Raw genomic sequence first — 26,858 nt, forward strand, 5'->3', positions numbered from 1 at the left:
AAGCATGACCATCACGCTCATCACCGGCGCCACCAAGGGCATCGGGTACGAGACCGCCCGCGGACTGATCGATCGCGGCCACACCGTCTACCTCGGCGCGCGGGACCGCGTGCGAGGGGAGAAGGCCGCGGCGGAGCTCGGTGCGCACGCCGTCCAGCTCGACGTGACCGACGACGAGTCCGTCCGCCGCGCGCTGGGCGTCGTCGCCTCGGAGCAGGGCCGGCTCGATGTCCTGGTGAACAACGCGGGCATCCTCGGGTTCGACGGCGGGTCCCCGGACGGGCCCACGGCCCTGCGGGTCTTCGACACCAACGCCGTCGGGGTCGTGCGCGTCACGGAGGCGGCGCTGCCGTTGCTGAGGCGCTCGGCCAACCCGGCCGTCGTCATGGTGTCGAGCAGCGCCGGGTCGTTCTGGGCGGTCACCAACCCGGAGCGTCCCGAGTCCGGCCTGCCGACCCTGCTGTACTCCGCGTCCAAGGCCGCGGTCACCATGCTCACGGTCCAGTACGCCAAGGCACACCCCGGCATCAGGTTCAACGCCGTCGAGCCCGGAACGACCGCCACCGATCTGACCGCGGCGTTCGGCGTTGGCCGTTCGGCCCGGGAGAGCGCACAGGTCGTCGTCCGCCTGGCCACGCTCGGCCCGGACGGGCCGACCGGCACCTTCTCCGACGAGCACGGCACCGTTGCGTGGTGATGCTCCCGGACCGGGTCCGCCGCCCGGTCGTCCTCGGCCGTGCCACCCCGGCCGCAGGCCGCCCGCGGTCACGATCGATGCGCGGTGACCGCGGCGCGGTCGTCCACCGGCCGGCCCGGAACCCCCGGGCGGCGTTTCCGTCAGGCCGGCGGCCAGGCCCGGAGGGCGGCGTCGGCGACCCGGTGGAGCTCGTCCCGGCCGACGCCACCCGCCGCCTGGACGGCGAGACCGGCGGACACCGAGACCACGAACCGGGCCAGCAGGTCCGGATCCGAAGCCGGGGGCAGGTCCCCGCCGGCCTGGGCGCGGCGGAACCGGTCACGCAACCGGAGGTACACCTCCTCCCGCCAGCCGGAGGCGAACTCCCGGACCGTCCGGTCGCCGGCCGCCACGGCCAGCGCCCCCTGCACGCCGAGGCAGCCGGACGGCCGGTCCGCTCCGGTCGTGGTGTCCACCCCGCCGTGGAGCATGGCGGCGGCGACCGCCCGGGCGGTCGGCTCGGCGAGCGCCCGCTCCCCGTAGGACCCCGGACCGGCCGAGTAACGCTCCAGCGCCTTGCGGAACAGCGCCTCCTTGTTCCCGAACGCGGCGTACATGCTCGTGCGGGTGATCCCCATCGCCGCGGTCAGGTCGGCGAGGCTCGCCCCTTCGTAGCCGTGCTCCCAGAACACGCTCATCGCACGCTCGAGGGCGACCTCGGCGTCGAACTCCCGGGGCCGGCCGATCCTCGCCCGCTGCGTCTGCGTCATGCCGACCAGCATAGTCGCCTGCGCTCCGACCTCGTGCTACTTTTGTTCCGTACCGTTCGGAACATAAATAAGCGGAGGTCATCGGCAATGGGTCAGTTCGACGGGAAAACGGCGGTGGTGACCGGCGGGAGCGCCGGGATCGGCTTGCGGACGGCGGAACGGCTCGCCGAGCAGGGAGCGCACGTCTTCGTCACCGGACGCCGGGAGGCCGAACTCGCGAAGGCGGTGGCCCGGATCGGCGACGCCACGGCGGTGCCGGGCGACGTCCGCGTCGCCGCCGACCTGGATCGCCTCTACGACCGGGTCCGCGAGCGCGGCCAGGGGCTGGACGTGCTGTTCGCCAACGCGGCCATCAACAGTCTCGCCCGGCTGGAGGACCTCACCGAGGCCGACCACGACGACATCTTCGACATCAACGTCAAGGGCACCGTCCTCACCGTGCAGAAGGCCCTCCCGCTGCTCAACGAAGGCGCCTCGGTGATCCTCACCGGCTCGACCGCGGCCGTGACCGGAGTCGATCGGATGGGGGCCTACGGTGCCACCAAGGCGGCGGTCCGGGCCTACGCCCGCACCTGGGCGCGCGAGCTCGGCGCCCGGGGCATCCGGGTCAACACCGTCTCGCCCGGCCCCATCGACACCGCGATGTTCGACGAGGTCTTCGGCGTCCGCGCCGACGAGACACGGGCGAAGTTCGCGGCCGACCTGCCCGCCCACCGGGTCGGCGTGCCGGACGACGTCGCCTCCGCCGTGCTCTTCCTCGCCTCGCCCCAGAGCACGTTCGTCCGTGGCGCCGACCTCCCGGTCGACGGCGGGCTGGCGCAGGTCTGAGGCGCTCTCCGCTCGCTTGTACGTCCGTCCGCGTCGGATCGCGGCTTGGTTCCCATCCTTGACCCACACGCCCCCACCACCAACAGACCGGAGTTCCACCCATGGCGACAATCGGCATCCTCGGCGCCGGCGAGGTCGGCAGCCAGCTCGCCCGCGCCGCCGTCGCGCACGGCCACGACGTGGTGCTCGCCAACTCACGCGGCCCGGAGACCCTGACCGCGCTCGTCGACGAGCTCGGCCCATCCGCGCGGGCGGCGCCGGTCGCCGAGGCGGCCGCGGCCGCCGACTTCGCGATCATCGCCTTCCCGTACCGGCCGGACGACGATCTCCCGGTCGACGAACTCGCCGGGAAGATCGTGCTGGACACGAACAACTACATGGCCTGGCGCGACGGCCATCACCCCGTGGTGGACTCGGGCGAGCAGACCGAGCACGAGCTGCGCCAGGCGCAGCTGCCGAAGTCGAAGCTGGCCAAGGCGTTCACCCACCTCCAGGCACCGAACCTGTTCCGATTGGCCAAAAATGCGGACGACCCGGCCCGTCTCGCCTTGGCCGTGTCCAGCAATCATCCCGAAGCCGTCGAACTGGTGACGCGCCTGTACGACGCCTTCGGTTTCGACACGGTCGACAACAGCCCGCTGAGCGAATCCTGGCGGTCCGCGCCCGGCACGGTGATGTGGCAGTTCCACGACACGGGCCAACGCCGCGAGGACCTCGTCCGCAACTTGGCCCGGGCTCGACCCGGCACGAGACCGTAAACCATCCCCCGAACCCACTAGGATCGATCCATGTCTGAATTTGCCATCGGCGACACAGTCCAGATCACGGCCCAGATCATGAAGGGAAACGTCGGAACGGTTGTCCACCTGGACGAGAAAACCGGAAAATACCTCGTCCGAATCGGCGGCGCGACCCAGAACTACTTCACCGCGCAAGAGCTGAAGAAGTTCGACGCCACGAAGTCTCAGTAACGGAACTAGGCCCGGCCCTGTGCTGCTGCGGCGCATCCGGCCCGGCACCGCGCACGATCGTGCTGTGCCTGGACCGCGCTCATACCGCCACCGTCGTGGTCACCGGCTCACCGCTGATCCGTGACGCCTGCCGGTGGGGTTGTCTAAGATGGACCGATGCCATCGAGGCCTTTCCACCACGGCAACCTGCGCGCGGAACTGCTCGAGCGGGCCCGCGTGACGTTGCGCGAGACCGGCGAGGAGGGGGTGTCGCTGCGGCAGCTGGCCCGGGACGTGGGGGTGAGCCACGCCGCGCCGCGCCGGCACTTCCCGGACCGCCAGCAGTTGCTGCTCGCCCTGGCCGAACAGGGTTTCACCGAGCTCACGGCGACGATCACCGAGAGCGTGAACCGGTCCGGTGGCGGCGCGGACGCGGTGTTCCGCGCCGTGGCCCGCTCCTACGTCGATTTCGCCCGGGGCGACGCGGCGCTGATGAACCTGATGTTCTCGGCCAAGAACCACGAAGCCGCCGCGGACGTCGCCGGGGCGGCCGAACGCTTCTTCGCCGTCACCGGGTCACTGCTGCAGCAGGTCGCCCCGGACTCGGCGGTCCGGATCCCGGACCGCAGCCGATTGCAGCTGCTCCTGGCCGCGACCCTGCACGGTATCGCCTCCCTGGCCGGGACCGGCCGGATCGGCGAAGCGCAGGTCGGTGTGCTGATCGAGGACGCCGGATCGCTGTTCGGCGTGGCGGACGCTCAAAAGTAGTCATTGACTACTTTGTAGTCGATGACTACTTTGGGGTTCATGGTCGCACTCTCACAACCCTCTTCCCGTTCCCTGGCCGGCCGGGTCGCGGTCGTCACCGGTGCCAGCAGTGGTATCGGCGCGGCCACAGCGGCCGCGCTGGCCTCCTTCGGCGCTCACGTCGTGTACGCGGTCCGAGACGTCGATAAGGGCGAAGCGGATCCCGGACGGCGAGCCGCCGAAGCCGCCCGGCCCGGCTGCACCGAGGTCCGGTCCCTGGACCTGGCCGATCTGGCCTCCGTCCGGGCCTTCGCCCAGACCTGGACCGGCCCGATCGATCTGCTCATCAACAACGCCGGCGTGTCGAGCAGCACGCGCCGGCACACCCGCGACGGGTTCGAGCTGCAAATGGGCACCAACCACCTGGGCCACTTCGCGCTGACCAACCTGCTGCTGCCCCGCGTCCGCGGCCGGGTCGTCACCCTGGCCTCCCAGGCCGAACGCGCCGCGCGGCTGGATCTCGACGACCTCCACCACGCCCGCGGCACCTACCACGGCCAGCGCGTCTACAACGCGACCAAGCTCGCCAACCTGCTGTTCACCGCCGAACTGCAGCGGCGCCTCACCGCGGCCGGATCGCCGGTGCTGGCCATGGCCGCCCACCCCGGCTTCGTGGTCAGCTCCATGACCGCGGGCTCGACCGGCGTCCTCGCCCGCCTCCTGCTCCGCCTGCTCGCGCAGGCACCCGAGGCCGGCGCACTGCCCGTTCTCCACGCCGCCACGGCCGATCTGCCCGCAGACAGCTTCACCGGCCCGCGGCATCTGCTGCACATGCGCGGCGGCGCGGAACTCATCGGGCGCTCCAAGAAGGCCCGGGACCCCGAGACCGCCGCACGCCTGTGGGAGCTGTCCGAACAGCTGACCCGCACCACCTTCCCGGCGGCCGCGCTCACCCGCCCCGCCACGAACCCGGCGGCGGCCGAATAGCCAAAACCCTCACGCCTCGGTGGAGCGCCGGGTCAGACACCGCGCACCCGGCCGCCCGCCGACGACCGACAGCGACGCCACCCGCCACGAGGTCGTGGCTCGGCTTTCCCGGTTGCAGCCTCGATCGTGAACTGGCGTACGGTGCTCGACCGGCGTGGGCGAGTGGCGCTGTGTCGTGCCCGTGCGGACTCGCGGTACCGAAGATCCCGGTCAGTTCTCGCAGTTCGTCCGCAGGTATTCGTTGAGAGTCCAGCCACTGTGGCCGTCGGGGGCGTGGATGTAGGACCAGGGCCCGGAATCCTCGTGGTGGTCGAGCGTGACGACTTCGCCCTGGCGCACCACGCCGATCTGCCGGCCCCGGCCACCGGGCTGGTCGCGAAGCGTGGCCGATTGCGCGCATTCCGATCTGGTCACCGTGGTGGACGGCGCCGGCGCCGGGCGCGACAGGGCGTAGCCGCCGACCGCCGCCGCGGCGAGCAGCCCGACGCCGCCCGCGATCCACCAGCGGCGGGATCGGCGGGGTGAAGCGAGAACGATCGCCTTGCCGTCGCCGGCCGCGGTGAGCGCTTCGATGAATTCGGGGACGTCGGCAAAGCGGTGGGCGGCATCCTTGGCCATGGCCCGCTTCACCACGTGGTCGAAGCTGCTGGGCGCACCGGCCGCGCTCGGGGCGGGCGGCGGTTCCATCGCCACGGCGAGGGCGAGCTCGGTGAGGGTGGGCTGCGGGTAGGGGCAGCGTCCGGTCAACGCGGCGTAGGTGAGCCCGCCCAGCGCATAGATGTCGGTGCGCGGGGTCGACGGCTCGCCGCGCCACTGCTCGGGTGCCATGTAGGTCACGGTGCCGACGAGGTCCGCCGGGTGGTCGCCGTGGGGGCCGAAGGTGTGCAGCCATTCTTCCGGCGGAAGGGAACCGGGGGAGTTGCCGAACGTTCCTTCGACCGTCGCGCCGGCCGTGGCGACGCCGAAGTCGGTGACGTGTGCTCGCGGGCCGCCGGGTGCGTCGGTGAGCAGCACGTTGGCCGGTTTGAGGTCGCGGTGGACGAGGCCGGCGGCGTGCAGGGCCGCGACCGCGTCCGCCACCTGCCGCAGGACGGCCACCGCCGTGGCCGGGTCGAGCGGCCCGCAGTCGAGGCGTCGTTGCAGATCGGGCCCGTCGATCCGGTCCATGGCCAGCCAGGTCCCGGCCGCCGGGTCGACCTCGAGGATCCGCACCACGCCCGGGTGCTCGACCCGGCTCGCGCGGTCCGCCTCGGCGCGCAGGCGCTCGCCGTATCCCGGGTCGGCGGCCAGTTGCGGGCGCAGGACCTTCAGCGCGACTTCGCACCCGTCGGCCAGGCGGGTGGCGGCATACACCACTCCGGTGCCGCCTCGGCCGAGTTCGCGGTCGAGGCGGTAGCCGGTGATCTCGGGGTGCGGCGATGCGGGCACGGGGGAAGGCTATCCGCTCGGCGGGATTTCGTCTGCCGAGCCGGAATTCGCCGTCGTGATCAATTCGGCGATCGCGGGCAGGGCTTCGACGAGCCGTCGGCGAACGGCGTCCGGGCCGCCGTCGGTTGCCGGGCCGGTGGCGGCGAGCACCGTCCGGGCCAGCCGTCCGGGCTCGTCGGGCCCGGTGGCCTCGACGCCCGGCCGCAGATCCCGGACCGCGGCGACGGCCTGGGCCAGAAGCTGTGGCCGGGGGTTCGGTTCCAGGACGAGCGCGAGCAGTCGCAGCGTGCGCCGGGCGAGACGCAGGGCCAGGTCCGGGGTCAGCGGCTCCACGTCGCCGGCGCTTCGTTCGGTGCGCATCCGGTCGATCCAGGGCTCGATCTCGGCGCCCCGCCAGATCGGACCGGAGGCGAGCTCGCAGGTCGGGTCGGGGATGCCGTGACTGCGTCGGCGGCGCCACACGGTGACCAGTTGACGGGCGAGCCCGAGGGCGTCGGCGATCTCGGCGAGGCCGTAGTACTCCCGCCGCGGCGCGCGGCCCTCCGGTGTCACGCGACCACTGTAGCCGTAGAAGTCATACCTTGCTATTTGCGATGACACGTCTTACGGTCAGAGCGTCATCAAAGATAACTCAGGGAGGCATGCAAGATGACGTTACGACGTATCCTCGGCGGTACCGCCGCGATCGCGACCGGGCTCGGGCTGCTGGGTCCCCTTCCGGCGGCTTCGGCCGAAGCCATCACCGAACCGGTCGCCGTGCACTGCGACCTCGCGCACTACTACGCCAACTACGACCAGGCCAACGACAAGTTCTACGGCGAGCAGGCCGACACCGCGGCCCGCGGCGCCACCATGAACCGCCGGATCAAGAGCCCGTTCGAAGGACCCCGCGGGGTCGTGGTCTTCCACGTCGACCAGTGGTACTTCACGACTCGCGCCTGCCTCGGCTGATCGAAGGGACCCCGTCATGACCCGCACCAACCTGATCACCGCCGCCGCTGTCGCCACCGGGCTGGCCGCGACGCTGCTCACCGCCCCGGCCGCGCTGGCCAGCGAGGACGTCCTCTACGTCTGCCACGCCCAGGACACCTACGTCCGCTCGCAGCCGGTCGGTGAGATCGTCGGCACCATCTTCCACAGCCAGACCTTCCACCGCCTCGAACCGACCACACCGGGCGGCTGGATCAAGGGCTACGCCCCGGCCGTGCTCGACGGCCCCGCCGCCCAACAGCACGGCCGCATCGACGGCTACGTCGACCACGACTACGTCTGCACCGGACCGCAGGACTGATGCGCGCCGCGCTCGTCGTCACCGCGCTCGCGGCCGGTCTGGTCACCGCGGCCCCGGCCGCGCAGGCGGCGGACGACACGCATTACACGACGTCGGCCACGCTGACCCAGGCGTCCTGCCCGGTCCAGGAGAACTACCCGAAGCCCGGCGTGCCGGACCGGCACTGGACGAAGGCCCGCACCGCGGCGGACGGGGCGCCCTACCGCGTCGGGGTGCGCTACACCGTCAACGATTACGCGCTCGTCCTCGACTACGCCCGTTCCGACGCGGGCATCCACTGGGGCTTCATGCGCACCAGTTGCCTCGACCCCGGCTACGCCGAGGACGTCCACGGCGCCCGCATCCCGGAGCTGCACGGGCTGGACAGCCACGACGCGGTGGTCCCGATCCCGTTCCAGCCGGCGCACGACGGCGACTCGGTGGCTTCGATCCACGCGACCAGCGCCGGCTCACTACGCAGTGCGCCGCAGTCGTTCGTCATCGGCAACGTCCGCGACGGCGACGAATTCCGCATCACCACCGCGCACTGCGGAGCGCACGCTCCGACGGCCTGGATCCTCGGCTACGCCCCGGCGTCCGGCCGCTGGGGCTACCTCGAAGCGATGCACCTGGCGGCTTGTCGGTGAGCGGTGCCTGTACCGGTTCGTGAAGAGCCGGTACAGGCACCGATGAGTTGGACCCAGCTCAGTAATCGGGCGAGAGGCCGCTAACCGTCGACCCGCGCTCGTGCCGCCGAGGGGACGGTTGCCGGGCCGGCCTACGGCGTGGCTGACGGAGTGATCGGCGGTCCGGCCGCGGGCCCGGAGTCCGGCACCCCGGCGTAGCCGGGCAGTTCGGGTCCGTTGATCGCGCGGTCGATCAGCGCGGCGAACCACTCGCTCTCGAAATCGGGGCTCGGTTCGGCGTCGGGCTGGGGGACGTCGCGGCTGTGCACGTGCAGTCGGCCGATCTCCTGGTTGGCTTCGACGAACGAGCGCATCCGCGCTTCGTAGCCGGCGAATCCGGCTTCCGGGTCCCATCCGGCGGCGGCCAGCTCGCCGGCCAGCAGGTAGGCGCCGACCAGGGCCAGCCCGGTGCCCCCGCCGGACATCGGGGACGAGCTGAACGCCGCGTCTCCGAGCAGCCCCACCCGCCCGTTCGACCAGCGGTCCATCACCACCTGCGCGACCTGGTCGAGGTAGAAGTCCGGGGTGTCCTCCAGGTGCGCGAGAATGCGCGGGGTCAGCCAGCCCAGGCCGGCCATCCGTTCGCGCAGCAACCGTTTCTGGGCTCCGACATCACGGTGGTCGACGTCGGGATCGGCCGCGGGGAAGGAGAACACGGCCATCGCCCGGGTGGCGTCGGGGACGGGCCGCAGACCGGCGGAGCGGCCGGTCTCCTGATCCTGGTAGTCGATCAGCCAGCGGTCCAGCCCGAATTCGTTGGGCACGCTGTAGAAGGCCAGCACGAGCCCGAGGTGGCGGACGAACCGCTGCCGCGGCCCGAAGACCATCTCGCGCAGCGCCGAGTGCAGCCCGTCCGCCCCGACCACCAGATCGAAGCGCCGCCGGTCACCCCCCGCGAAGGTCACGTCGACCCCGTCCGCGTCCTGGGTGAGCGCGGCGATCCGGTCGCCGAAGACGTATTCGACACCGCCCCGGGTGTCGCCGTAGAGCACCCGGGACAGGTCCCCGCGCAGGACCTCGATCTCCGCGATGAACCCGTCGCCGCCGTCGTCCTCCGCGCGGAAGGTCTCCAGCACCTTCCCGTCCACGTCCACGGTGTGCGCGCCGGCGGTGTCGGTGCGGGCCGCGCGGACCGCCGCGTCCAGCCCCATCCGCCGGATGACCTCCTTGGCCACCCCGCGCGCGTCCACCGCCTGTCCACCGGCCCGCAACTCGCTGGCCCGTTCCACCACGGTCACCTCGGCCCCCCGCCGGCGCAGCCAGTGCGCCAGCGCCGGCCCCGCGACGCTCGCCCCCGCCACCAGCACCCTGATACCGCTCACCGTGCCCCCTGCCCACCCGTCCGGACAACGGCCCGGATCCTACCGCGAAACCGCGACCCCGATCGTCGGTGGAGATCCCACTGTCCTGATTGGTCTGCGGCCCGGTGTCCACCGTGGCCAGGTACCGTCGGAGAGAAGACTTCCGAAGCGCTGCACCGCATCCGCCCTCGGTCCGAGCACCGTTCCCGGCGGACCTCACGCGTTCCGGTGCGCGGTGTCGTACGCCGTCACCGTGGCGGCCAGGTGGCGGGCGTCCGCGGGCCGCGTCGCGTCGAAGCCGGTGATCAGCTGGATCCGGCCCAGGCGGTAGGTCAGCGTGTTGCGATGGATGTTCAGCGCCGTCGCCGCTTCGCCGCGGTTGTAGCCCGACGTCACGAATGCCCGCAGGGCGTCGATCAGGTGGGGGTGGTCTTCGAGGGGCGCCAGTACCGCGGCGAGCGCTTCCCGCGCCGGTCCCGGCCGGGCGAGCTGGTACTCGACGGCCAGGTCGGCGAGCCGGTAGAGCCGGGCCGGCCGGCGCAGGTCCTCCGCCAGGGCCAGGACTTCCACCGCTTCGGCGTGCGCGGCGGGAATGTCGGCGTGCGTCTCGGCGCGGGCCGCCGCCGCGACGCAGTGGCGGCCGCAGACGCGGTCCACCCGGGCCGCCACCGCGCCGGCCGGCACCGTGGCCGGCACCAGGAGCACGCCGCCGTCGCCCTTGACCGTCACCAGCACCCCCGGCTGACCGTCCAGATCGGACCGGATGGCCCGGAAGACGTCCGTGGACGCCCGGTTTCCCGACGAAGCGGGCAGCACCGGGAGGTGGAACACGACGACGTCGTAGCGGTCCGCCAGTTCCCGGCGGCGCGCCGGCCGGTCGGCGAGCAGGCTGGCGGCGAGGTTCTGGCGGTCCTCGCGCTGCTCCCAGTCCAGGTCCTCGCGCTCCCGCAGGTACGCCTCGGCGACGCGCGGCATGACCTCGCCCAGGAAGGCGAGCATCCGCGTGCCCAGCGCCACCGGGTCGCCGATCGGCGCGGCCTGCTCCCACGCCACTTCGGCGGCGAGCGGGTAGATCTTCAGGACGGCTTCGAGCGGCAGGCCGTCCCGGGCCCGCTCCGCGCCCCAGGCGATCGGCAGCGCGAGTTCGTCCTCGGTCGGCCGCCGGTCCTCGGCGACCGTGGTGAGGAACAGCTCGAGCACCGCGGTCGCATTGGCGACCAGATCGCCTTCCAGCACGGTCGCCGGCAGCAGCCGGTACGCGGTGATCTCGGCGGCGCACCGGGCGATCATCGCGGCGGCGATCTCGCCGGCCCGCGGCAGCAGTTCGATCGCCGGGTCCATGCCCCATTGTCACCACGCACAAACGGCCGCGGCAAGTTTCTACCGGTTCTGCCAGGAGACAGCGTTGGGCGTGAGGCGCCATGCTGTGCAAACCAACAGCTTGAAAGGAGTTAACCAATGAGGAGCACGACGAAACGGTGGTTGACCGGTGTCACCTTGGTGGCCACCCTCACCTTGGGCCTGACGGCACCGGCCCAGGCCGCCTCCGGCGGCCTCAACGACTTCGCCTGCCGGCCGAGCGCCGCGCACCCCGAGCCGGTCGTGCTGCTTCACGGCCTGGGCGCGACGTTCTACGAAGACCTCAATTTCCTGCAGGGCGACCTGGCGAACCGCGGCTACTGCACATTCTCGACCACCTACGGCGCCTACCCGAACTTCCCCTTCGTCGGCGGCCTGAAGGCGATCGCCGACTCGTCGCTGGAAGTGAAGAACTTCGTCGAGAAGGTCCGCGCGGCCACCGGCGCGGCGAAGGTGGACGTCGCCGGCCACTCCGAGGGCGCCTTCCTTTCCCTTTATCTGGCCAAGCTGGCGGGCATCCAGCTCGAGATCGGCAAGGTGGTCGCGCTCGCGCCGCCGACGCACGGCACGACCCTGGCCGGTCTGCTCTCGCTGGCCCTGAAGGTGGTCGGCCGGGACACCTTCGAGCGGATCGCCCGAGCGATCGGCCTGCCGGTCGGGGCCGACCTGGTGGAGGGCGGCCCGGCGGTCGTCGCGCTGAGCACCGGTCCCGTCGCCCGGCCCGGCATCGACTACACGATCATCACCTCACGCAGCGACGAACTGGTCACCCCGACCGAGACCTCGTTCGTTCGCGAGCCGGGAGTGAAGAACCAGTACGTCCAGGACCTCTGCCCGAAGGACTCGGTCGGGCACATCGGCGAGGCCTACGACCTCAACGTCTGGTACATGATCCGCAAGGCCCTCGACCCGGAGCACACCGGCCCGCTCCCTTTCTGTGCCCCGGCGGGCGCCCCGCTGTGAGCTCTCCGGCGCCTGCGCGATCAGCCGACGCCGCACCATCGCCGAACATTTCTTTGCCGATCCGGCTTCGCCGACCCGATCTGGTTCTCCAAGCGAGCGCTTCCGGTTCGCGCAGAGGCGTTAAAAATTTCGGAAACCGAATGATGTACGGACTTGTACATAACACTTACTGGCTGGTAGCTTTCTCGGGTCACAGTGTGATCCACTTCACGAACTGGAAGGGGAGACATGACCCGTAAGCCTGTTCGCCTGCTGGCCACCGCGGCCGCGCTCGCATTGACGCTCGCCGCGGCCGGAGTGGGTACGGCCGCCGCGGCGGCCGTACCCACTCCGGCCACCGATTCCTTCTACTCCTACGACGGCGGCGAGCCGTTGTCGTCCTTCGCGCCGGGGACCGTGCTGAAGACCCGGACGCTGAGCTACCACGTCCTCGGCATCGCGACCCCGGTGCGCGCCACCCAGTTGCTCTACCGGACCACCGACGCGCTGGGCCGCCCCACCGCCAACGTCACCTCGGTGGTGCGCAGTCCCCAGGGGGACACCACCAAGGCGGTGTCGTACCAGTCGGCCTACGACTCGCTCGATCCCGCGGATTCGCCGTCCCGGGCGATCGCCGGCGACGTGACCCTGGGCGGACTGCTGCCCAACGCCGAGGCCCTGGTGCTGGTGCCCGCCCTCCTGCTGGGCTACAACGTGGTCATTCCCGACACCGAAGGGCCGACCGCCGATTTCGCGGCCGGGCCGGAGTACGGCATCACCACCCTCGACTCGATCCGGGCCGCGACGAAGTCGCCGGCCACCGGCCTGACCGGTGACACCCGGTTCGGCCTCATCGGCTATTCGGGCGGCGCCATCGCCACCGGCTGGGCGGCGGCACTGGCCCCGGGGTACGCGCCCGAGGTCAACCAGCACCTGGTCGGGTTCACCGAAGGCGGCGTCCTCGTCGACCCCGCGCACAACCTCAGGTACGTCGACGGCAGTCCCATCTGGTCGGGCGTCGTCCCGATGGCGCTGGTCGGTGTCTCCCGCAGCTACGGCATCGACCTGAAGCCGTATGCGAACGACTACGGCCTGAAGGTGCTGAGCGAGGTGGAACACGCCTCGATCATCGGCGCCGTGGGCCACTATCCCGGCTTGACCTGGAAGCAGCTCGTCAAACCGCAGTACGGGAACCCCGACTCCGTGCCGCCGTTCGTCGAAGCGGTCAACAAGGTCAACCTCGGCTCGGCCGCCACGCCGTCGGTCCCCGGGTTCCTCGCCCAGGGCAACGCCGGGTTCCTGGAGGGCACCGTCGCCCACCCGCCGGGCATCGGCACCGGCGACGGCGTGATGGTGGCCGGTGACCTGCGGACCCTGGCGCGGCAGTACTGCGCGACGGGCAACCACTCGATCAAGTACGAGCAGTACGACCTGCTCGGCCACGTCGGGGGCGCCGCGGCGTGGGCGCCGTCGGCGATCGGCTGGCTCGTCGACCGGTTCGCGGGCCACGCGGCCCCGTCCAGCTGCGGGCAGATCGCGCCGGGCAACTCCCTCGCCCCCGAGCAACTCGTTCCGCCGGCGGGCTGACCGGGGCAAAGCCACCGTGCCCGGCCCGGGCACGGTGGCTTTCCGCTTCCTCCGGCGCGGTACGGTGCCGCCGTGAGAGCGCACGACCACACCCGCCCGGACGGACACCGGCTGCCGAAGGGACCCCACAGCCTGAGCCGCGAACAGGTGGCCGGCGCCCAGCGCGCCCGGCTGGTCGAGGCGGTGCTGGCCAAGGTCGGCGAGCGCGGCTACGCGAACACCACCGTCGGCCACATCACCACTGCGGCCGGGGTGTCCCGCACGTCGTTCTACGAGCAGTTCGCCGGCAAGCAGGACGCCTTCCTCGCCGCTTACGACGTGCTGACCACGGAGTTCATCGACCAAGGCGTCGCCGTGGCCCTGGCCGCACCGACCCCGCTGGAAGCGGTCACCGCGTGCGCCGACCAGCTCGTCGGCTACGTGCACCGCCACCCCACGGCCGTTCGCGCCGCGCTGCTGGAAATCCACGCCCTCGGCGACGCGGGCCTCGAAGCCCGGGAACGCACCCTGCGCCGCGGGGAAGCGGTGTTCAACCGGACCGCCGACTGGCTGCGCACCACCGACCCCACCCTGGCCACGCCCCCGTCGTTCACCGCGCGCACCGTCATCGCCGCCACCATCGAGCTGCTCACCCAGGCCATCTGGCACGGCACCGACGCCGTGTACACCCAAACCCGCGAAGCCATCCGCTACACCTGGCTGCTCGGACTCTTCGGCCACCGCGACATCCCCGCCTGACCGGCACGCCCGGTCCGGCACCCGAACCCGGCGCACGGCACCAGCCGGATGGCTTGTGTCCCAAGGTGAGGGGGGCCGGGCGCCGCGGCTCGGCGAGGTCACCGGCGGCCGGAACGGTTTGCCGATCCGGTCTTCCTCGATCCCGGGCGGCCGGTCGGCGAGATCGAATCCGTCGACGCAGAGCCGGAAACCCGCCAGTCAGCCGACCCGGCCGCGGCGGTACCACTCGCGCCATTTCCGCCACAGCGCAGGCCGGTTCCGCCCTGGCGTGCGCTCGTCCGGGCTCAGCGGGCGGCCGCACTGCCGGGCGCGCAAACGCAGGAGTTCGCACGTGTCCGCCGCGGGATGGAACGGGTGGGTCACCAGTGTTCCGTCGCCGGTGAGGACCGCGACGACCCGGTGGTCGACCACGCCCAGCAGCAATTCACCCGAAAGGGCGTCGTCGATGCGAAGCTCACCCAGCTCGACCAGGGTGGCCACGTCGTCGGCGTGAGAGGTGGTGAACGCATGGATGCTGATCTGCGCCGGGAGTGCGGGCGCACCGGGGGCCGCGGACCCGACGACGCCGTCGCGGGACCTCATCCGGTGGTGGCGCGACGGGCGCGGTAGGCCCGGGTCTTCATCCGGTTCCCGCACAACGCGGGATCGCACCAGCGGCCCCGGCCCGGTTTCGTGCGGTCGTAGAAGATCCACCCGCAATCCTCGGCCGGGCACTGCTTGAGCCGGGGCCACAGGCCCTGCTGCGCGACCACCGCCGAGGCGACCACTATCTTCCCCAGCGCTCCCGCGATGCCCGCCTCGACCGGCACCAGCCGGGGCGGCTCGCCGGCCGCCAGCCTCACCCCGACGAGCCGGGATGTCCCGGGATCGGTGCCCTCACCGGTGATCGAGGCCCGCAGCGAGGCCCTGGTGGCGCGGGCGAGCACCAGGTCGGCCTCGACGACCCGGCTCTGGCCGAGACCACGTTCCCCGAGCCACGCCTCGAAGCCCGCAGGCTCGGACAACACGTCCCCGCCGCCGCGCGAGTGCCCGCGGTAGCGGAAGGTGCGCAGGTCCAGGGTGTTGACGAAGTCGTGGACCAGCTTCACCTCGGGGGGCTCTTCCAGGATCGACGGCATCCCTCTACGATAGAGCAACACCCTCTAAAAGCGTTAGTAAGTGTCCTCGACCGAGTGGCGCCGCGGGCGGAGGGGACGAGGAGGGCCGGATGGCCGATCAGCAGCTGAGCCGCACGATCTCGCTCCCCCAGGGGGTCGCGCTGTACCTCGGCGCGGTGATCGGTGCGGGAGTGCTGATCCTGCCCGGGGCCAGCGCCACCGTGGCGGGTCCCGCGGCGCTGGTCGCGTGGACGTTCAACTCGGTCCTCGGCATCCCGCTCGCGCTCACCTTCGCCGGGATGGCCAGCCGGATCCCGGACGCGGGCGGGGCTGCCACCTACGCCGCGCGCGCGTTCGGCGAGACGACCGGCGCCATCGTCGGCTGGTTCTACTTCGTCGGCGCGGCCACCGCGCAGACGGCCGTGGCGCTCACCGGCGCCTACTACGCCGGTCCCTACCTCGGCCTGGGCCGCGGCGAGGTGTTCGGGCTGGCGGCGGTCATCCTCGTCATCGCGACCGCGTCGAACGCCCGCGGGCTGAAGGTCAGCGGCCGGTTGCAGTTGCTGTTCAGCGCCGCCGTGGCGCTGCTGCTGGTCCTCGCGATCGTGGTCGCGGTGCCGCACATGACCGCCGCGCACTGGACGCCGTTCGCCCCGCACGGCGTCGGCGCGATCGGCCGCGCGGCGGTCCTGGTCTTCTTCGCCTTCTTCGGCTGGGAGGCGATCACCCATCTCAGCGAGGAGTTCCGCGACCCGGCCCGCGACGTCCCGCGCAGCACGATCATCGCCGTCGGCCTGATCACCGCGCTGTTCGCGGGCGTGGTCGTGGTCACCGTCGGCACCGGTACCTTCGGCAGCGACGAGGTCAACCGCACCGTGATCGCCCGCCTGCTCGGAGATTCGCTGGGCCGTGCCGCGGGCGTCACCGCCGCCGCGATCGCCTTGTTCATCGCCCTCGGCACCGCGAACGCCTTCGTCGCGGCGACTTCGCGGCTCGGGTACGCGCTGGCGCGCGACGGCGTCGCCCCGAAACTCCTCGGCTCGGTCAACCGGCGCAGCGTGCCGCTGCCGTCGGTGCTCGTGGTCGGCGGATACACCGGGGTGTGCCTGCTGGCCAGCTACCTGGCGGGTTGGGGGCCGGAGCAGATCCTCGTGGTGCCCAACGCCCTGGTGATCCTCACCTACATCTCCGCGATGGCCGCGGGGGTCAAGCTGCTCACCGGCGCGCGGCGCGTGCTCGCCGTGGTCGCGGCCGTGTTGTGCCTCGCGCTGCTGCCGTTCGCGGGCTGGGCGCTGCTGATCCCGGCCGGGGTCGGGCTGATCACGCTGGTCTACCTCAAACGCGTGCGCCCGGCCGGCCGGCGCGCGGAATTCGACCGCGTCAAGGGGTGAGCGGTCGACGGGTGAGCGGTCAGGGGAGGAGCTCACCGTCGAAGAGGTACGTCACCGGCACCGGCACGCCGGGCGGCGCGTCCTCCGGCCACGGCCGCACGGACACCGAATCCCCGGTGAGCTCGGCGAGGTGGACGCGGCCGGAGGAACGCAGGAGCGTGCGCCGGTAGCCGTAACGACGCTGGACCGCCCGGGCGGCGCACGCCAGCAGCGGCACGTCCGGCTCCCCGGCCGAGCCGTCCGGCCGGAAGCACCGCAGGTCGAAGGTGCCCCGGCCCCGGTGGGACAGCACCGCGAGGCGGTGGGCGAACAGCCCGGTTCCCTCCCCGCAGACCGCCACGGCCAGCTGCTTCCAGCCGCCGGCGGTGGCGTCCACGGTATTGACCACGACGTGGCTGCGGCCCTCGGCGCGCAAGTTGGCAAAGCGCACAGCTGCTCCTCGGTGTTTCCCGCGCCGGACCCGGGCGGCCTCAGCCGGTGCGGCGAATCCGCAGTCCACTGTGGAACCCCGGCACCGTCCACTCCCGCGCGGTCAGCTCCGCGACGGGGTAGAGGCCCTCGTAGAAGTCCAGGTAGTCGGTGCACAGCCCGCGCAGCACCGGGGCGATCTCCCCGCCGAGCGCGGTGGCGGCCTCGCGGACCAGCCCGACGGTGTGCATCGACGTGCCGGACCGGTCGCGCAGCAGGTCGAGCATTCCGTTGAGCTTGGTGTGCCGCATGGCTTCCTCGACCTCCCCGGTGATCCGCGCGGCGGGGACCGCCGGTGTCGTCTGCCACAGGATCACCCGCACGGCGACACCGCCGACGAGCCGGCGGGGCGGCACCAGCGGAAGTTCGGTGGTGCCGGTCCGGGTGCCGTCCGCCGCCACCTCCAGCGACCACCGGGGCTCATCGGCGGCATCGCGCGCGCCGACCACGTGGGGACCGCCGCCACCGAGGTCCCACCACCACGCCAGCACGTGCAGCGGCAGCTCGGGATCGCCGACGCGGCGCAGCATCACGCGGCACCCGCTGGTGAGGTGCACCTCGGTGAGGTCGAGCCCGACCGGCTCGGCCGTCGCGGCGAACGACAGCGGCACCGGTTGCAGGGGCCGGGTGACCTCGCGCAGAACCGCGAAGGACTGCACGTCGTCCAGGCCGTATTCGGTGGCCGCGGGACCGCTCGCCGTGGCGCTGAACCGGTCATAGGCTCCGGAACTGATCAGGGGCATCGGAATTCCTCCTCCGGAACGGGGTCGGACGGGATGGGATCAGGGCGGTGGCGAGCAGCACCGCAACCGGCCAGACGAGCGCGAGTCCCGCGAACGGGATCAGCATCGCGTAGCCCAGCAGAGCGGCACCGGCGGCGCACCTGGCGGCGCCGTGCCCTTCCCACAGGACGCCGGCGGCCGCGGTGAGGAACACCGCGAGTGCCATCGCATCGGGCACGCTCAGCAGGTCTTCCAGCCGCAGCCGGCCCGCGTGCAGCAGCACCACCCCGGCTCCGGCGATCACGGCGGCGACGCCGGATGTCCACAACGGACGGTGAAGCCAGGTGAACTCCTTGCGCGCCAGCTCGTTCACCAGAGCCAGGTTGCGGGCGCAGGCGATCGCGCAGAGCAGGCCGGCCACTGCGGCGACGCTCCGCCCGAATCCGCCGGAGGTGAGCGGGGCGATGACGAAGGGCAGGGTCCCGGCGGTGGTTTCTCCAGCGGGGTTTCCTCCGGCGGACAGGGCCAAGCCGACGTACACGAGGCCGGTCAGACCCGCACCGGCCGCCAGCCAGCCCGGGTGGACCCCGCGCAGCCGGGCGGCGCCTTCCCAGCCGACGAAGGCGAACAGCATGATGAAGGCCGCCTTCCCCGCTCCGGAAACGAGATCCCGGCCCGGCTCGACCCCGCCGGTGATCGTGAGCGCCGCCACCACCACGATCGCGGCGGACAGCCCCGGCCCGGCCCACGAGGGTCCCCGGCGGCCGGTGGTGCCGACGAGGCCGGCCACGACCAGCACCGCCAGCGCGAACATCGGCCAAGCACCGGCCCGCCCGGCGGCGATGGCCAGGAACCCGCCCGCCACCGACGCCACCACGGCCTGCCCGACGGTCACGCCGAGCAGGTAGTAACGCGGCACGGCACACCGGGCCACGGCGAGCGGCCCGGTGCGCGCGGGCCCTGCCGCGGCACCGCGCGCGCCGAGCGCGAGCACCAGCATCGCACCCACCACGATGTGGAAGCACCACGCCAGCACGGAAATCCGGCCGTGCCCGGCGACGGTGAGCCAGGGCAGGAACAGCGCCCCGACCCCGACCACCCCACCGGCCAGCGCGACCGCCGCGCCGGGACCGCTCTCGCCCGCCACCGGCTCAGGCCGCGGACCGCGTGGCGAACACCCTCGGGTAGGCCGTGCCGATCCGCTGTCCGCCGGGCAGGGCCACCACGCCGTCTTCGGGCCACACCGGCAGTTCGTCCCAGCCCGTGACCGGCAGCTCGAACAGCCCCGCCACCCGCCGGGACCAGTTCGGCAGCAGCGGCGCGGCCACCGCGGCGACCGTGGCCAGCAGTTCGGCGTGCCCGCCCAGCACGGCGCGCGGCTCTGCGCCTTCGGCGGCGAGCGCGGCCTTCAGCTCACCGGCGGCCCACGCCACGGATTCGGCGACTGCGGACGCCGCCGAGCGCGGCAGGAACACCGCCGGGTCCAGCGCCTCGGCCACCGCCGCCGCGAGCGCAGCCGCGCGTTCGCGCGGGGCCGCCGCCCGCTCCTCCGGCAGCACCGAATCGCACTGGGCCGCGAGACCGTCCAGCACCGCGCCCGCCCAGCCGTCGAGGTGTTCGCCGAGCACGGTACGGACGGTGTGGTCGAACTCGGCGCGGCGGAAGTCGGTGCGCTCGGTCGCCGGATTGGTCAGCGCGAGGTGGAACCGCGCCGCATCCGCGGGCACCTCGCGCAGGAAGTCCGAGGCCCAGATCGCCCAGCCGCGGCTGGTGGAGAACTTGCCGCCCTCCAGTGCGTAGAACTCGTTGGAGATCACGTGCCGCGGCAGCACCGGCCGGTCCAGCGCCATCAGCAGCGCCGGCCACAGCACGGCGTGGGAGAACGAGCAGTCGAAGCCGATGAAGTGCACCAGCGTGGTGTCCGGGTCGGTCCACGACCGCTCGGCCAGCCCGGGGTCGCCGAGCGCGGCGGCGTGCGCCTCGGTCGCGGCGAGGTAGCCGAAGATGCCACTGAACCAGGTGTCGAGGATGTGCCCCTCCCAGCCGGGGAGCGGCACCTCGATGCCGTACGGGTCGATCCGGCTGATCGGGGTGTCCGGCAGCCCCGCCGCGACCATCTTCTCGCAGTAGTCCAGCACCCTGCGCCGCCACGGCTGGTGCGCGTACAGCGCCGAAAGCCGGCTCGCCCAGCGGGCGAGCGGGAACACCAGGCGCCGGGACAGCCGCGTGGTCACCGGGTTCCAGCAAGTGGTGCACTTCGCCTCGTTCAGGCCGCCGATGTCCTGGGGCAGCCCGCACTCCTCGCAGTAGGTGCCGTCCGAGGGCGAGGCGCAGAACCGGCAGTTGCCGCGTAGCTGGGCCTCGTACCGGAAGACCGCGCACTGCTCGCAGTAGGCCGTCGGCAACTCCTGCTCCTCGACCATCCCCGCTTCCCACAGCTTGAGGAACTCGCGTCGCACGACCTGGTCGTGCCGGGTCTCGCGATGCGGGTGCTCGTAGTAGTCAGGCAGCATCCCGGCGAGCGCGAGCGACTGCTCGATCCGGCGGGTGTAGTGCAACGCCGTCTCGTGCGGGGTGCGGCCGATCTCCGCCGCGCGGCGCGGCAGGTAGCACGAGTGGTCGTCGGTGTAGCTGACGTAGCTGACCTCGGCCCCGCGGGAGACCAGGTGGCGGCGCAGCACGTCCGCACCGAAGAACGGCCCGGAGAGATGGCCCAGGTGCAGGTCTCCGTTGGGGTTGGGGGGTGCGCAGGTGATCAGCACCCGGCCGGTCGTCGTGGTCACTTCCATGCCTCCTCGTGGGCGTCCGCGTCGTCGGGGGAAACCTCGTCGGTGGACGAGCGGGGAGCGGTTCCGTTCCCGGTGGCCGCCGCCGGCGCCTCTTCGCCCGCGGACACGACGCACCCGGGCCCGATCCGCGTCCGCGCGGGCAGCGAGCGCAGGACCACGGCGTGGGCGCCGATCCGGCTGTCGGAGCCGATCACGACCGGGCCGAGGACCGTGGCCGCGGTGCCGAGAACCACGCCGTCGCCGAGCGTGGGGTGGCGCTTGGCCCCCTTGGCGCGCGCGAAGTCCCGCCACCAGCCCACCGAGCCGAGGGTGACCAGGTGGTAGAGCATCACGTCGTCGCCGATCTCCACCGTCTCCCCGATCACCACGCCCGCCCCGTGGTCGATGAAGAAGCGGCGGCCGATGCGGGCGCCGGGGTGGATGTCGATGCCGCCGGAAACGACGCGCGCGAACAGCGCGATCGCGCGCGCCGGGGCGAACCGCCGCCTGCGGTAGCAGCGGTGCGCGAGCCGGTGCAGCCACAGCGCGTGCAGGTGCGGGTAGAGCAGGACCTCGAAGGTAGAGGTCACGGCCGGGTCCTTCGCGCGGACGACCTGGATGTCCTCGCGGGCCCGCGTCAGCGTCGCTTTGCCGGGGAAGTTCATCACCGCGGCCCTCCTTTCTGCTTCACATGTGCCGGTAGTGGCGGACCGCCCGGCGCGGTGCCCCGGTGAAGCGGGCGAGCCGGTACGGCTCGAGCTCACCGGCCGGGCCGGCACCGTCCAGTTCGGCGGCCACCGCCCGGCCCACCGCGGGCGCGGACTTGAATCCGCCGCCCGAAGGTCCCAGGGCGAGGTAGAGACCGGGTACCCCCGCCCGGCCGAACACCGGCTTGCCGTCGGGCGTGTGGGTCTCCAGCGCCGCGCCCGAGGTCGTGGCGTGGTGCCCGGCCAGCACCGGAACCCGTTGTGCCACCAGGGATCGGGCGTGGTCCAGCAGTTCCGGTCCGGCCGGGCCGCCGGTGCGGTCGCCCATCGGCACCCGGTAGAGCACGCCACGCTCACGCCACGGCCGGAAGTAGGTGCCGATCGTGTCGTCGATGGTCACGTCCACCTGCGGCAGGTCCGCGGCCTGCACCGCGGCCCAGCCGATCCGCGCAGTGGTCAGCGGTACCTCGACGCCGGTGCCCTCGAGCAGGGCCGGTCCGCCGGTGTTGGCCGCGAGGACCACCTCCGCCGCGGAGACGACCTCGTCCCCGACGCGGCCGCCCCGCACCGCGCCCCCGCGGACGATCAGCCGGTCGATCCGGGCCCCCGTGCGGACTTCCGCACCGAGCGCGGCGGCGCGCTCCAGCAACGACCGGGTGGTCGCCCCGGGATCCGCGTAACCCGACCGCGGCTCGAACAGCACCGCGGCGACCCCGTCCGTACGCAGCCCCGGCCGCCGCCGCGCGTACTCCTCCGGAGTGAGCAGCACCGCCTCGGCCCCCAAGGCGTCCAGCTCCTTCACCGTCGTCACGGCCGCCTCGCGACGGTCCTCGTCGACCAGCAGCGCGAAGCCGGTGGCGCGGAACCCGCAGTCCCCGCCCACCGCCTCGGCCCACCGCTCGAACACGGGCAGGCTGAGCGCGGCGAGCCGGGCGTCGGCCGGGTCGCTGTGGGCCAGGCGCACCTGCCCGGCCGACCACGCGGTGGCGCCCCGGCCGCCACCCTCGTCGCACACCACCACGCGAACGCCGCGGCCGGCCAGGTGGAAGGCGATGCTCGCGCCCACCACGCCCGCCCCGGCGACGAGCACGTCCGCCGTGGTCACGAACGCTCTCGCGGGACCGGGGTGAACCGCAGCGGCAACGTGGTCAGCCCGCGGAAGGACAGGTTCGGCTGCCAGCTCAGCGGCCCGTCCGCCAGCGCGAGGTCCGGCAGCCTGCGCAGCACCGTGCCGAACGCGGTCTCCCCGATGATCCGGGACAACTCCGCGCCGGGGCAGTAGTGCACCCCGTAGCCGAACGCGACGTGCTGCCGCGCCGGACGCGTGATGTCCAGCCGGTGCGGGTCCGGGAACGCGGCGCCGTCCCGGTTCGCCGCACCGAGCATCAGCAGGACCTTGTCGTCCTTCGCGATGTCCTTGCCGCGCAGGGTGAAGTCGCGCGTTGCCCGCCGCCCGACCAGGTGCAGCGGGCCGTCGTACCGCAGGATCTCCTCGACCGCACCCGGCAGCAGGGACGGATCACCCCGCAGCAGCTCGAGCTGCTGCGGATTCTGCAACAGCGCCAGCAACCCGTTCCCGATCAGGTTGAGCGCGGTCTCCAGCCCGGCGAACAGCAGGACGATGCAGGTGGCGACGAGATCGTCGTCCTCCGACAGCGCCTCGCTGCCCTCGGCCCGCTGCGCCACCAGCGCCGAGAGCAGGTCTTCGGCCGGTTCGGAGCGCTTGCGCTCGGCCAGCCGCGGGAAGTACTCGCGCATCCCCGCGACCGCCGTCTGCCCGCGTTCCAGCGCGCTGCTGGCGATGTTCGCGCCGCCGGCGTTGATCGCGCTGATGAAGTCCGAGGTCCAGTTCTTGACCCGGTCGCGGTCCTCGGCGGGGATGCCGATCAGCTCGGAGTTGACGATCACCGGGATGCGCGAGCCGAAGTCGGCGATGCCGTCGAACTCGCCGCGCTCGGCGAACCCGTCGATCAGCTCCCCGGTGATCTGCTCGATCTTCGGCCGCATCGCGTTGGCCAGCCGCACCGTCATGCCCTTGTGCACCGGCCGGCGCAGCATCGTGTGCCGGGGCGGGTCGTTGTAGAGCAGCATCCGCTTGCGCATCTCGATCCACAGCGAAAAGTGCTCCTTCTCCGGCTCGGACAGATGCGAGGTGAAGGCCACCGTGCGGTCGGAGGAGATCAGCCCGTGGTCGCCGAGGGCCTGGTGCACGTCGTCGTGACCGAGCACCAGCCACGCGTCGAGGTGGGCGTTCCAGTACACCGGGTCGTCCGCGCGCCACCGGTCGTAGACGGCGTAGGGGTTGGGGATCAGCTCCGGGGCGAGCAGGTCGTCGAGGTCGTTCGTCGCCGCGCTCATGCGGTTCCCTCCTGGAGATGGGTTTCCCCGCCCCACCAGAGCGCGAGGCACAACAGGGGTGTCCCGCCGTGGTTGGTCAGCAGGTGCCGCGCACCCGGCGGGACGAGCACGGTGTCCCCGGCGGCCACGACGGTGGTCTCCCCGGCGACCGTCATCCGTCCCGTGCCCTCGAAGAAGTAGAAGATCTCGGTCTCCCCGCCGGGGTTGACGTGCTCGGTCATCGTGTCGCCGGGGTCGACGCGGACCCAGGCACCGCCTTCGTAGGGTTCGTTCCGCAGCCGCGTGAGCCGCTGGGCGTGCACGTTGTAGTCGTTCTGGTAGGTCAGGCCGGTCACGGCCCCTTGGTCGACGAGCACGGGCGCTCCTTTCCTGTGGTCAGCCGGCGGCCACGGCTCCGGCGAGGATCTCCAGCGCCAGGTCCACGGTCGGCGCGTCGATGGTCAGCGGGGGCAGCAACCGCACGACCGCGTCGGCGCGGCCGCCCAGTTCGACGATCAGCCCGCGGTTCAGCGCGGACCGCTGGATCCCGGCCGCGCGGGCGGGATCGGGGGCCCCGGTCGCCGGGTCGACGATCTCCACCCCGAGCATCAGCCCGGCACCTCGGACATCGCCGAGCGCGGCGTCCGTCTCGGCGAGCCGGTCCAGCCCCGCCCGCAATTGCGCGCCGCGCGCGGCGACGTTGCCGAGCACGTCGTCACGGCGCATCACCCGGAGGGCGGCCACGCTCGCGGCGAACGCGAGCTGGTGTCCGCGGAAGGTGCCGATGTGCGCCCCGGCCCCCCAGGTGTCGAGCGCGCGGTCGTAGAACATCACCGAAACCGGAAGACCGATCCCACCGGCGGCCTTGGAAGCGACGACGACGTCGGGTTCGAGGCCGTAGCGCTCGAAGGCGAACCACGAGCCCGTACGGCCGTAGCCGGTCTGGATCTCGTCGACGATCAGCGGCGCGCCGAGTTCCTTCGCCAGGTGGGCGACCCGCGTGGCGAACTCCTGCGTCGCGGGGATCACCCCACCCTCGCCCTGTACGAGTTCGAGCAGCACCGCGGCCGGTTTCGGGATGCCGCCGTGCGTGTCGCGGAGACTGTTCTCCAAGTAGGTGGCGCAGTTGGTGTCGCAGCCGCTCGCGTCCAGTCCCAGCGGGCACCGGTAGCAGTAGGAGTACGGGAAGAAGTGCGCGTCCGGCATCCCGCCCGGCACCGCGGCCTTCGGCGCCACGTACCCGGTGACCGCCATCGCGCCGTGCGTCGACCCGTGGAAGCCGCCCTGGAACGTGATGACATCCGGGCGGCCGGTGTGGGACTTGCACAGCTTCAGCGCCGCCTCCACCGCGTTCGCACCGGTGGGACCGCAGAAGTGCACCTTGGTGCGGGCCCGCATCGGCTCCGGCAGCAGGGCCAGGTGCGCTTCGGTGAACTCGTCCTTGACCGGCGTCGGCAGATCGAGCCCGTGTACCAGCTTCCCGAGCTGCTGCTCGACCGCCGCGACCACCTCGGGGTGGTTGTGCCCGAGCGCGAGTACACCGGCGCCCGCCAGGAAGTCGAGGAACACGTTCCCGTCCACGTCCTCCACGTACGCGCCTTCGCCGCGTTCGAGCGCCACCGGCAGCCGCCGCGGGTACGTGCGGGCGTTGGACTCGCGAGAATCCTGCCGCGCCAGGTACTCCGCCGACTTCGGTCCCGGAAGGCCCGTGCGCACGTCCGGTCGGGCACTCGTCCCGAACGCCGTGCTCACGCGCCCGCCGCCGTCGTGATCGGGGTGAAGACCTTGGCGAGACTTTCGGCGATGGTCGCGGCCCGCAGCGACAGCAGGCTGAACGACCCGGCGTCGCCGAGACCGTGGGTGGTCTCGCACAGCCCGTTGAGGTAGATCGGCGGCAGTGTCGCCCCGGTGGCCGCTCCGAGGTCGTAGGCCCGTCCGACCGCGGCGTGCCCGGAAGCGGTGCGCCCGACCTTGGCCGCCACGCCGGCGAGCATGGCGGGCAGGAACTGCTCACCGCCGTCCGGGGTCAGGTCCAGGAAGCCGGTGGCGAGCACCACCGCGTCGAACCGGGTCTCGCTGACCGTGTCACGGTGCACCTCGCGCTGGCGGAGCACGATGCCCTCCGGGGCCGCGGTGCACGACTCGATCTCCGTGTTGCGGACCAGCTTGATGCGGCCCTCGCCATCGAGGCCCTGCTCGTACATGGTGGTGTAGAGCGCCTGGATGACGTCGCTGTCGGCCGCGGAGTAGTTGGTGTAGCGAAGTTCCCGGTCGAGCTCGCGCCTCGACTGCTCGCTGCTGTCGTAGTAGTAGTCGATGAAGCCCGGGTAGAAGACTTCGTTGGTGAACGGGCTGAGGTCCTTCTGCCGGTAGCCGAACCCGCGCATGATGTTGTGCACCTCGGCCCCCGGCACGTGCTGCAGCCGGCGGTCGAGGTCGATGGTGAGCTCGACCGCGCTCTGGCTACCCCCGACGACAGCGACCCGCGGCCGTTCGCCCGGGACCAGGTCGCCGATTCGGTTCAGGTACTCGGTCAGGTGCAGCACCCGGGGATCGTCGACCTCCCGGAACGCCGGCGGGATGCGCGGCGGCCGTCCGGGAGCGATCACCGCGGCGCGGGCCCGGATCACCGAACCGTCCGCCAAGGTGGCCTCGACGAGGTCGCGTCCGGCGTCGGTCACCGTGCTCAGCGCCGCGACCTCGGTGCCGTAGCGGACCGCGCCACCGAACTGCTCGGCGGCCCAGACCACATAGCGGGCGTACTCCTTGCGCAACGGGAACGGCAGCCCGACGTTGAGGTACTCGAACAGCCGCTCGTGCTCGAACAGGTAGTTGAGGAACGTGTACCGGCTGCGCGGGTTCCTCGGCAGCGCGAGGTCCCGGACCGCATTGTGCTGGATGTCGCTGCCGTTCAGCATCATGGCGGCCTGCCAGCCGGGTCCGCCGCGACGCTCCAGGAAGACGGAGGAAACATCCACACCGAATTCTTCGAGCGCGATCGCGAGCGCGATGTTGGCCGGTCCGAAACCGATTCCGAGAACGTCCACTTCCACAGTGCTGCGCACCCCTCACTCGATTTGGAAAAGTTTCCTCTGGACA

30 protein-coding genes are annotated in these 26,858 nt (G+C 72.2%); 13 read left to right on the plus strand and 17 right to left on the minus strand.

What is annotated here, in order from left to right:
• Positions 1-4: 4 nt before the first annotated feature.
• Positions 5-697, plus strand: coding sequence for an SDR family NAD(P)-dependent oxidoreductase (locus tag NYF13_RS15675; protein ID WP_315657553.1), 693 nt, complete (start codon positions 5-7; stop codon positions 695-697).
• Between the two features lie 140 nt (positions 698-837).
• On the opposite strand, the gene NYF13_RS15680 is transcribed toward NYF13_RS15675, so the two are convergent.
• Positions 838-1,446: a TetR/AcrR family transcriptional regulator gene (locus NYF13_RS15680; protein ID WP_315657555.1), complete on the minus strand. Its 609-nt coding sequence runs from the start codon at positions 1,444-1,446 to the stop codon at positions 838-840.
• 87 nt (positions 1,447-1,533) lie between these two features.
• On the opposite strand from NYF13_RS15680, the gene NYF13_RS15685 reads away from it, so the two are divergent.
• The 5 genes from NYF13_RS15685 (at position 1,534) to NYF13_RS15705 (ending at position 4,958) form a co-directional block, all read left to right on the plus strand.
• The gene (locus NYF13_RS15685) at positions 1,534-2,274 is read left to right on the plus strand and encodes a glucose 1-dehydrogenase (protein ID WP_315657556.1); all 741 of its coding nucleotides are present in this window, start codon (positions 1,534-1,536) and stop codon (positions 2,272-2,274) included.
• Positions 2,275-2,375: 101 nt separating this feature from the next.
• On the plus strand, positions 2,376-3,032 hold the full coding sequence (locus NYF13_RS15690; protein WP_315657557.1) for an NAD(P)-binding domain-containing protein: 657 nt from the start codon (positions 2,376-2,378) through the stop codon (positions 3,030-3,032).
• Between the two features lie 30 nt (positions 3,033-3,062).
• Entirely contained in the window at positions 3,063-3,245 is a 183-nt protein-coding gene (locus NYF13_RS15695) for a hypothetical protein (protein WP_315657558.1), read from the plus strand.
• A gap of 156 nt (positions 3,246-3,401) precedes the next feature.
• Positions 3,402-3,992 carry a TetR/AcrR family transcriptional regulator gene (locus NYF13_RS15700; RefSeq protein WP_315657560.1) on the plus strand — a complete coding sequence of 197 codons (591 nt, stop codon included), beginning with the start codon at positions 3,402-3,404 and terminating at the stop codon, positions 3,990-3,992.
• A 39-nt stretch (positions 3,993-4,031) separates the two neighbouring features.
• Positions 4,032-4,958: an oxidoreductase gene (locus NYF13_RS15705; protein ID WP_315657563.1), complete on the plus strand. Its 927-nt coding sequence runs from the start codon at positions 4,032-4,034 to the stop codon at positions 4,956-4,958.
• Positions 4,959-5,168: 210 nt separating this feature from the next.
• Here NYF13_RS15705 and NYF13_RS15710 read toward each other — a convergent pair whose 3' ends face one another.
• Positions 5,169-6,386 carry a serine/threonine protein kinase gene (locus tag NYF13_RS15710; protein ID WP_315657565.1) on the minus strand — a complete coding sequence of 406 codons (1,218 nt, stop codon included), beginning with the start codon at positions 6,384-6,386 and terminating at the stop codon, positions 5,169-5,171.
• Positions 6,387-6,395: 9 nt separating this feature from the next.
• Positions 6,396-6,938: a hypothetical protein gene (locus NYF13_RS15715; RefSeq protein ID WP_315657566.1), complete on the minus strand. Its 543-nt coding sequence runs from the start codon at positions 6,936-6,938 to the stop codon at positions 6,396-6,398.
• A 96-nt stretch (positions 6,939-7,034) separates the two neighbouring features.
• Between NYF13_RS15715 and NYF13_RS15720 the strand changes: the two genes are divergently transcribed.
• The 3 genes from NYF13_RS15720 to NYF13_RS15730 are packed head-to-tail and all read left to right on the plus strand — an operon-like array spanning position 7,035 to position 8,303.
• Positions 7,035-7,337 carry a hypothetical protein gene (locus NYF13_RS15720; protein ID WP_315657569.1) on the plus strand — a complete coding sequence of 101 codons (303 nt, stop codon included), beginning with the start codon at positions 7,035-7,037 and terminating at the stop codon, positions 7,335-7,337.
• 16 nt (positions 7,338-7,353) lie between these two features.
• Positions 7,354-7,677, plus strand: a complete 324-nt coding sequence (locus NYF13_RS15725; RefSeq protein ID WP_315657571.1) for a hypothetical protein — start codon at positions 7,354-7,356, stop codon at positions 7,675-7,677.
• On the plus strand, positions 7,677-8,303 hold the full coding sequence (locus NYF13_RS15730) for a hypothetical protein (protein WP_315657573.1): 627 nt from the start codon (positions 7,677-7,679) through the stop codon (positions 8,301-8,303). The genes NYF13_RS15725 and NYF13_RS15730 overlap by 1 nt, the downstream gene beginning before the upstream one ends.
• 131 nt (positions 8,304-8,434) lie before the next feature.
• Here the strand turns inward: NYF13_RS15730 and NYF13_RS15735 are convergent, their stop codons facing one another.
• Both NYF13_RS15735 and NYF13_RS15740 read right to left on the minus strand, forming a co-directional pair.
• Positions 8,435-9,664 (minus strand): FAD-dependent monooxygenase, encoded by a 1,230-nt coding sequence (locus NYF13_RS15735; RefSeq protein WP_315657575.1) that lies wholly within the window; start codon positions 9,662-9,664, stop codon positions 8,435-8,437.
• Between the two features lie 195 nt (positions 9,665-9,859).
• Entirely contained in the window at positions 9,860-10,984 is a 1,125-nt protein-coding gene (locus NYF13_RS15740) for a helix-turn-helix domain-containing protein (RefSeq protein WP_315657578.1), read from the minus strand.
• Between the two features lie 117 nt (positions 10,985-11,101).
• Here NYF13_RS15740 and NYF13_RS15745 point away from each other — a divergent pair, with 117 nt between their 5' ends.
• The 3 genes from NYF13_RS15745 (at position 11,102) to NYF13_RS15755 (ending at position 14,269) form a co-directional block, all read left to right on the plus strand.
• A complete protein-coding gene (locus tag NYF13_RS15745) occupies positions 11,102-11,965 on the plus strand; it encodes an alpha/beta fold hydrolase (protein ID WP_315657580.1) in 864 nt (287 codons plus the stop codon).
• A 228-nt stretch (positions 11,966-12,193) separates the two neighbouring features.
• Positions 12,194-13,531: a lipase family protein gene (locus NYF13_RS15750; RefSeq protein ID WP_315657582.1), complete on the plus strand. Its 1,338-nt coding sequence runs from the start codon at positions 12,194-12,196 to the stop codon at positions 13,529-13,531.
• Between the two features lie 72 nt (positions 13,532-13,603).
• Complete coding sequence (locus NYF13_RS15755; RefSeq protein WP_315657584.1) at positions 13,604-14,269, plus strand: TetR/AcrR family transcriptional regulator; 666 nt, start codon at positions 13,604-13,606, stop codon at positions 14,267-14,269.
• Between the two features lie 198 nt (positions 14,270-14,467).
• Here NYF13_RS15755 and NYF13_RS15760 read toward each other — a convergent pair whose 3' ends face one another.
• Both NYF13_RS15760 and NYF13_RS15765 read right to left on the minus strand, forming a co-directional pair.
• Complete coding sequence (locus tag NYF13_RS15760) at positions 14,468-14,851, minus strand: hypothetical protein (RefSeq protein WP_315657585.1); 384 nt, start codon at positions 14,849-14,851, stop codon at positions 14,468-14,470.
• The gene (locus NYF13_RS15765) at positions 14,848-15,387 is read right to left on the minus strand and encodes a CGNR zinc finger domain-containing protein (protein WP_315657587.1); all 540 of its coding nucleotides are present in this window, start codon (positions 15,385-15,387) and stop codon (positions 14,848-14,850) included. Before NYF13_RS15765 ends, NYF13_RS15760 begins: the two co-directional genes overlap by 4 nt.
• A gap of 89 nt (positions 15,388-15,476) precedes the next feature.
• On the opposite strand from NYF13_RS15765, the gene NYF13_RS15770 reads away from it, so the two are divergent.
• Entirely contained in the window at positions 15,477-16,757 is a 1,281-nt protein-coding gene (locus NYF13_RS15770) for an amino acid permease (protein ID WP_315657590.1), read from the plus strand.
• A 19-nt stretch (positions 16,758-16,776) separates the two neighbouring features.
• Here the strand turns inward: NYF13_RS15770 and NYF13_RS15775 are convergent, their stop codons facing one another.
• From NYF13_RS15775 to NYF13_RS15820, 10 genes are read right to left on the minus strand one after another with little or no spacing between them, the layout of a single operon-like run.
• Complete coding sequence (locus NYF13_RS15775; protein ID WP_315657592.1) at positions 16,777-17,187, minus strand: hypothetical protein; 411 nt, start codon at positions 17,185-17,187, stop codon at positions 16,777-16,779.
• A gap of 40 nt (positions 17,188-17,227) precedes the next feature.
• Positions 17,228-17,968 (minus strand): hypothetical protein, encoded by a 741-nt coding sequence (locus NYF13_RS15780; RefSeq protein ID WP_315657594.1) that lies wholly within the window; start codon positions 17,966-17,968, stop codon positions 17,228-17,230.
• Complete coding sequence (locus tag NYF13_RS15785) at positions 17,940-19,094, minus strand: hypothetical protein (RefSeq protein ID WP_315657596.1); 1,155 nt, start codon at positions 19,092-19,094, stop codon at positions 17,940-17,942. The genes NYF13_RS15780 and NYF13_RS15785 overlap by 29 nt, the downstream gene beginning before the upstream one ends.
• Positions 19,095-19,098: 4 nt before the next feature.
• Positions 19,099-20,730: a class I tRNA ligase family protein gene (locus tag NYF13_RS15790; RefSeq protein ID WP_315657598.1), complete on the minus strand. Its 1,632-nt coding sequence runs from the start codon at positions 20,728-20,730 to the stop codon at positions 19,099-19,101.
• Complete coding sequence (gene epsC / locus NYF13_RS15795; RefSeq protein ID WP_315660328.1) at positions 20,727-21,380, minus strand: serine O-acetyltransferase EpsC; 654 nt, start codon at positions 21,378-21,380, stop codon at positions 20,727-20,729. Before epsC ends, NYF13_RS15790 begins: the two co-directional genes overlap by 4 nt.
• 22 nt (positions 21,381-21,402) lie before the next feature.
• Positions 21,403-22,527 (minus strand): FAD-dependent oxidoreductase, encoded by a 1,125-nt coding sequence (locus NYF13_RS15800; protein ID WP_315657599.1) that lies wholly within the window; start codon positions 22,525-22,527, stop codon positions 21,403-21,405.
• Positions 22,524-23,780: a cytochrome P450 gene (locus tag NYF13_RS15805; RefSeq protein WP_315657601.1), complete on the minus strand. Its 1,257-nt coding sequence runs from the start codon at positions 23,778-23,780 to the stop codon at positions 22,524-22,526. The genes NYF13_RS15800 and NYF13_RS15805 overlap by 4 nt, the downstream gene beginning before the upstream one ends.
• A complete protein-coding gene (locus NYF13_RS15810) occupies positions 23,777-24,136 on the minus strand; it encodes a cupin domain-containing protein (RefSeq protein WP_315657602.1) in 360 nt (119 codons plus the stop codon). The genes NYF13_RS15805 and NYF13_RS15810 overlap by 4 nt, the downstream gene beginning before the upstream one ends.
• Positions 24,137-24,155: 19 nt before the next feature.
• Complete coding sequence (locus tag NYF13_RS15815; RefSeq protein WP_315657603.1) at positions 24,156-25,511, minus strand: diaminobutyrate--2-oxoglutarate transaminase family protein; 1,356 nt, start codon at positions 25,509-25,511, stop codon at positions 24,156-24,158.
• Complete coding sequence (locus tag NYF13_RS15820) at positions 25,508-26,806, minus strand: SidA/IucD/PvdA family monooxygenase (RefSeq protein WP_315657605.1); 1,299 nt, start codon at positions 26,804-26,806, stop codon at positions 25,508-25,510. Before NYF13_RS15820 ends, NYF13_RS15815 begins: the two co-directional genes overlap by 4 nt.
• Positions 26,807-26,858 lie beyond the last annotated feature (52 nt).

It is taken from the genome of Amycolatopsis sp. PS_44_ISF1, from assembly GCF_032335455.1.
GTDB lineage: Bacteria > Actinomycetota > Actinomycetes > Mycobacteriales > Pseudonocardiaceae > Amycolatopsis.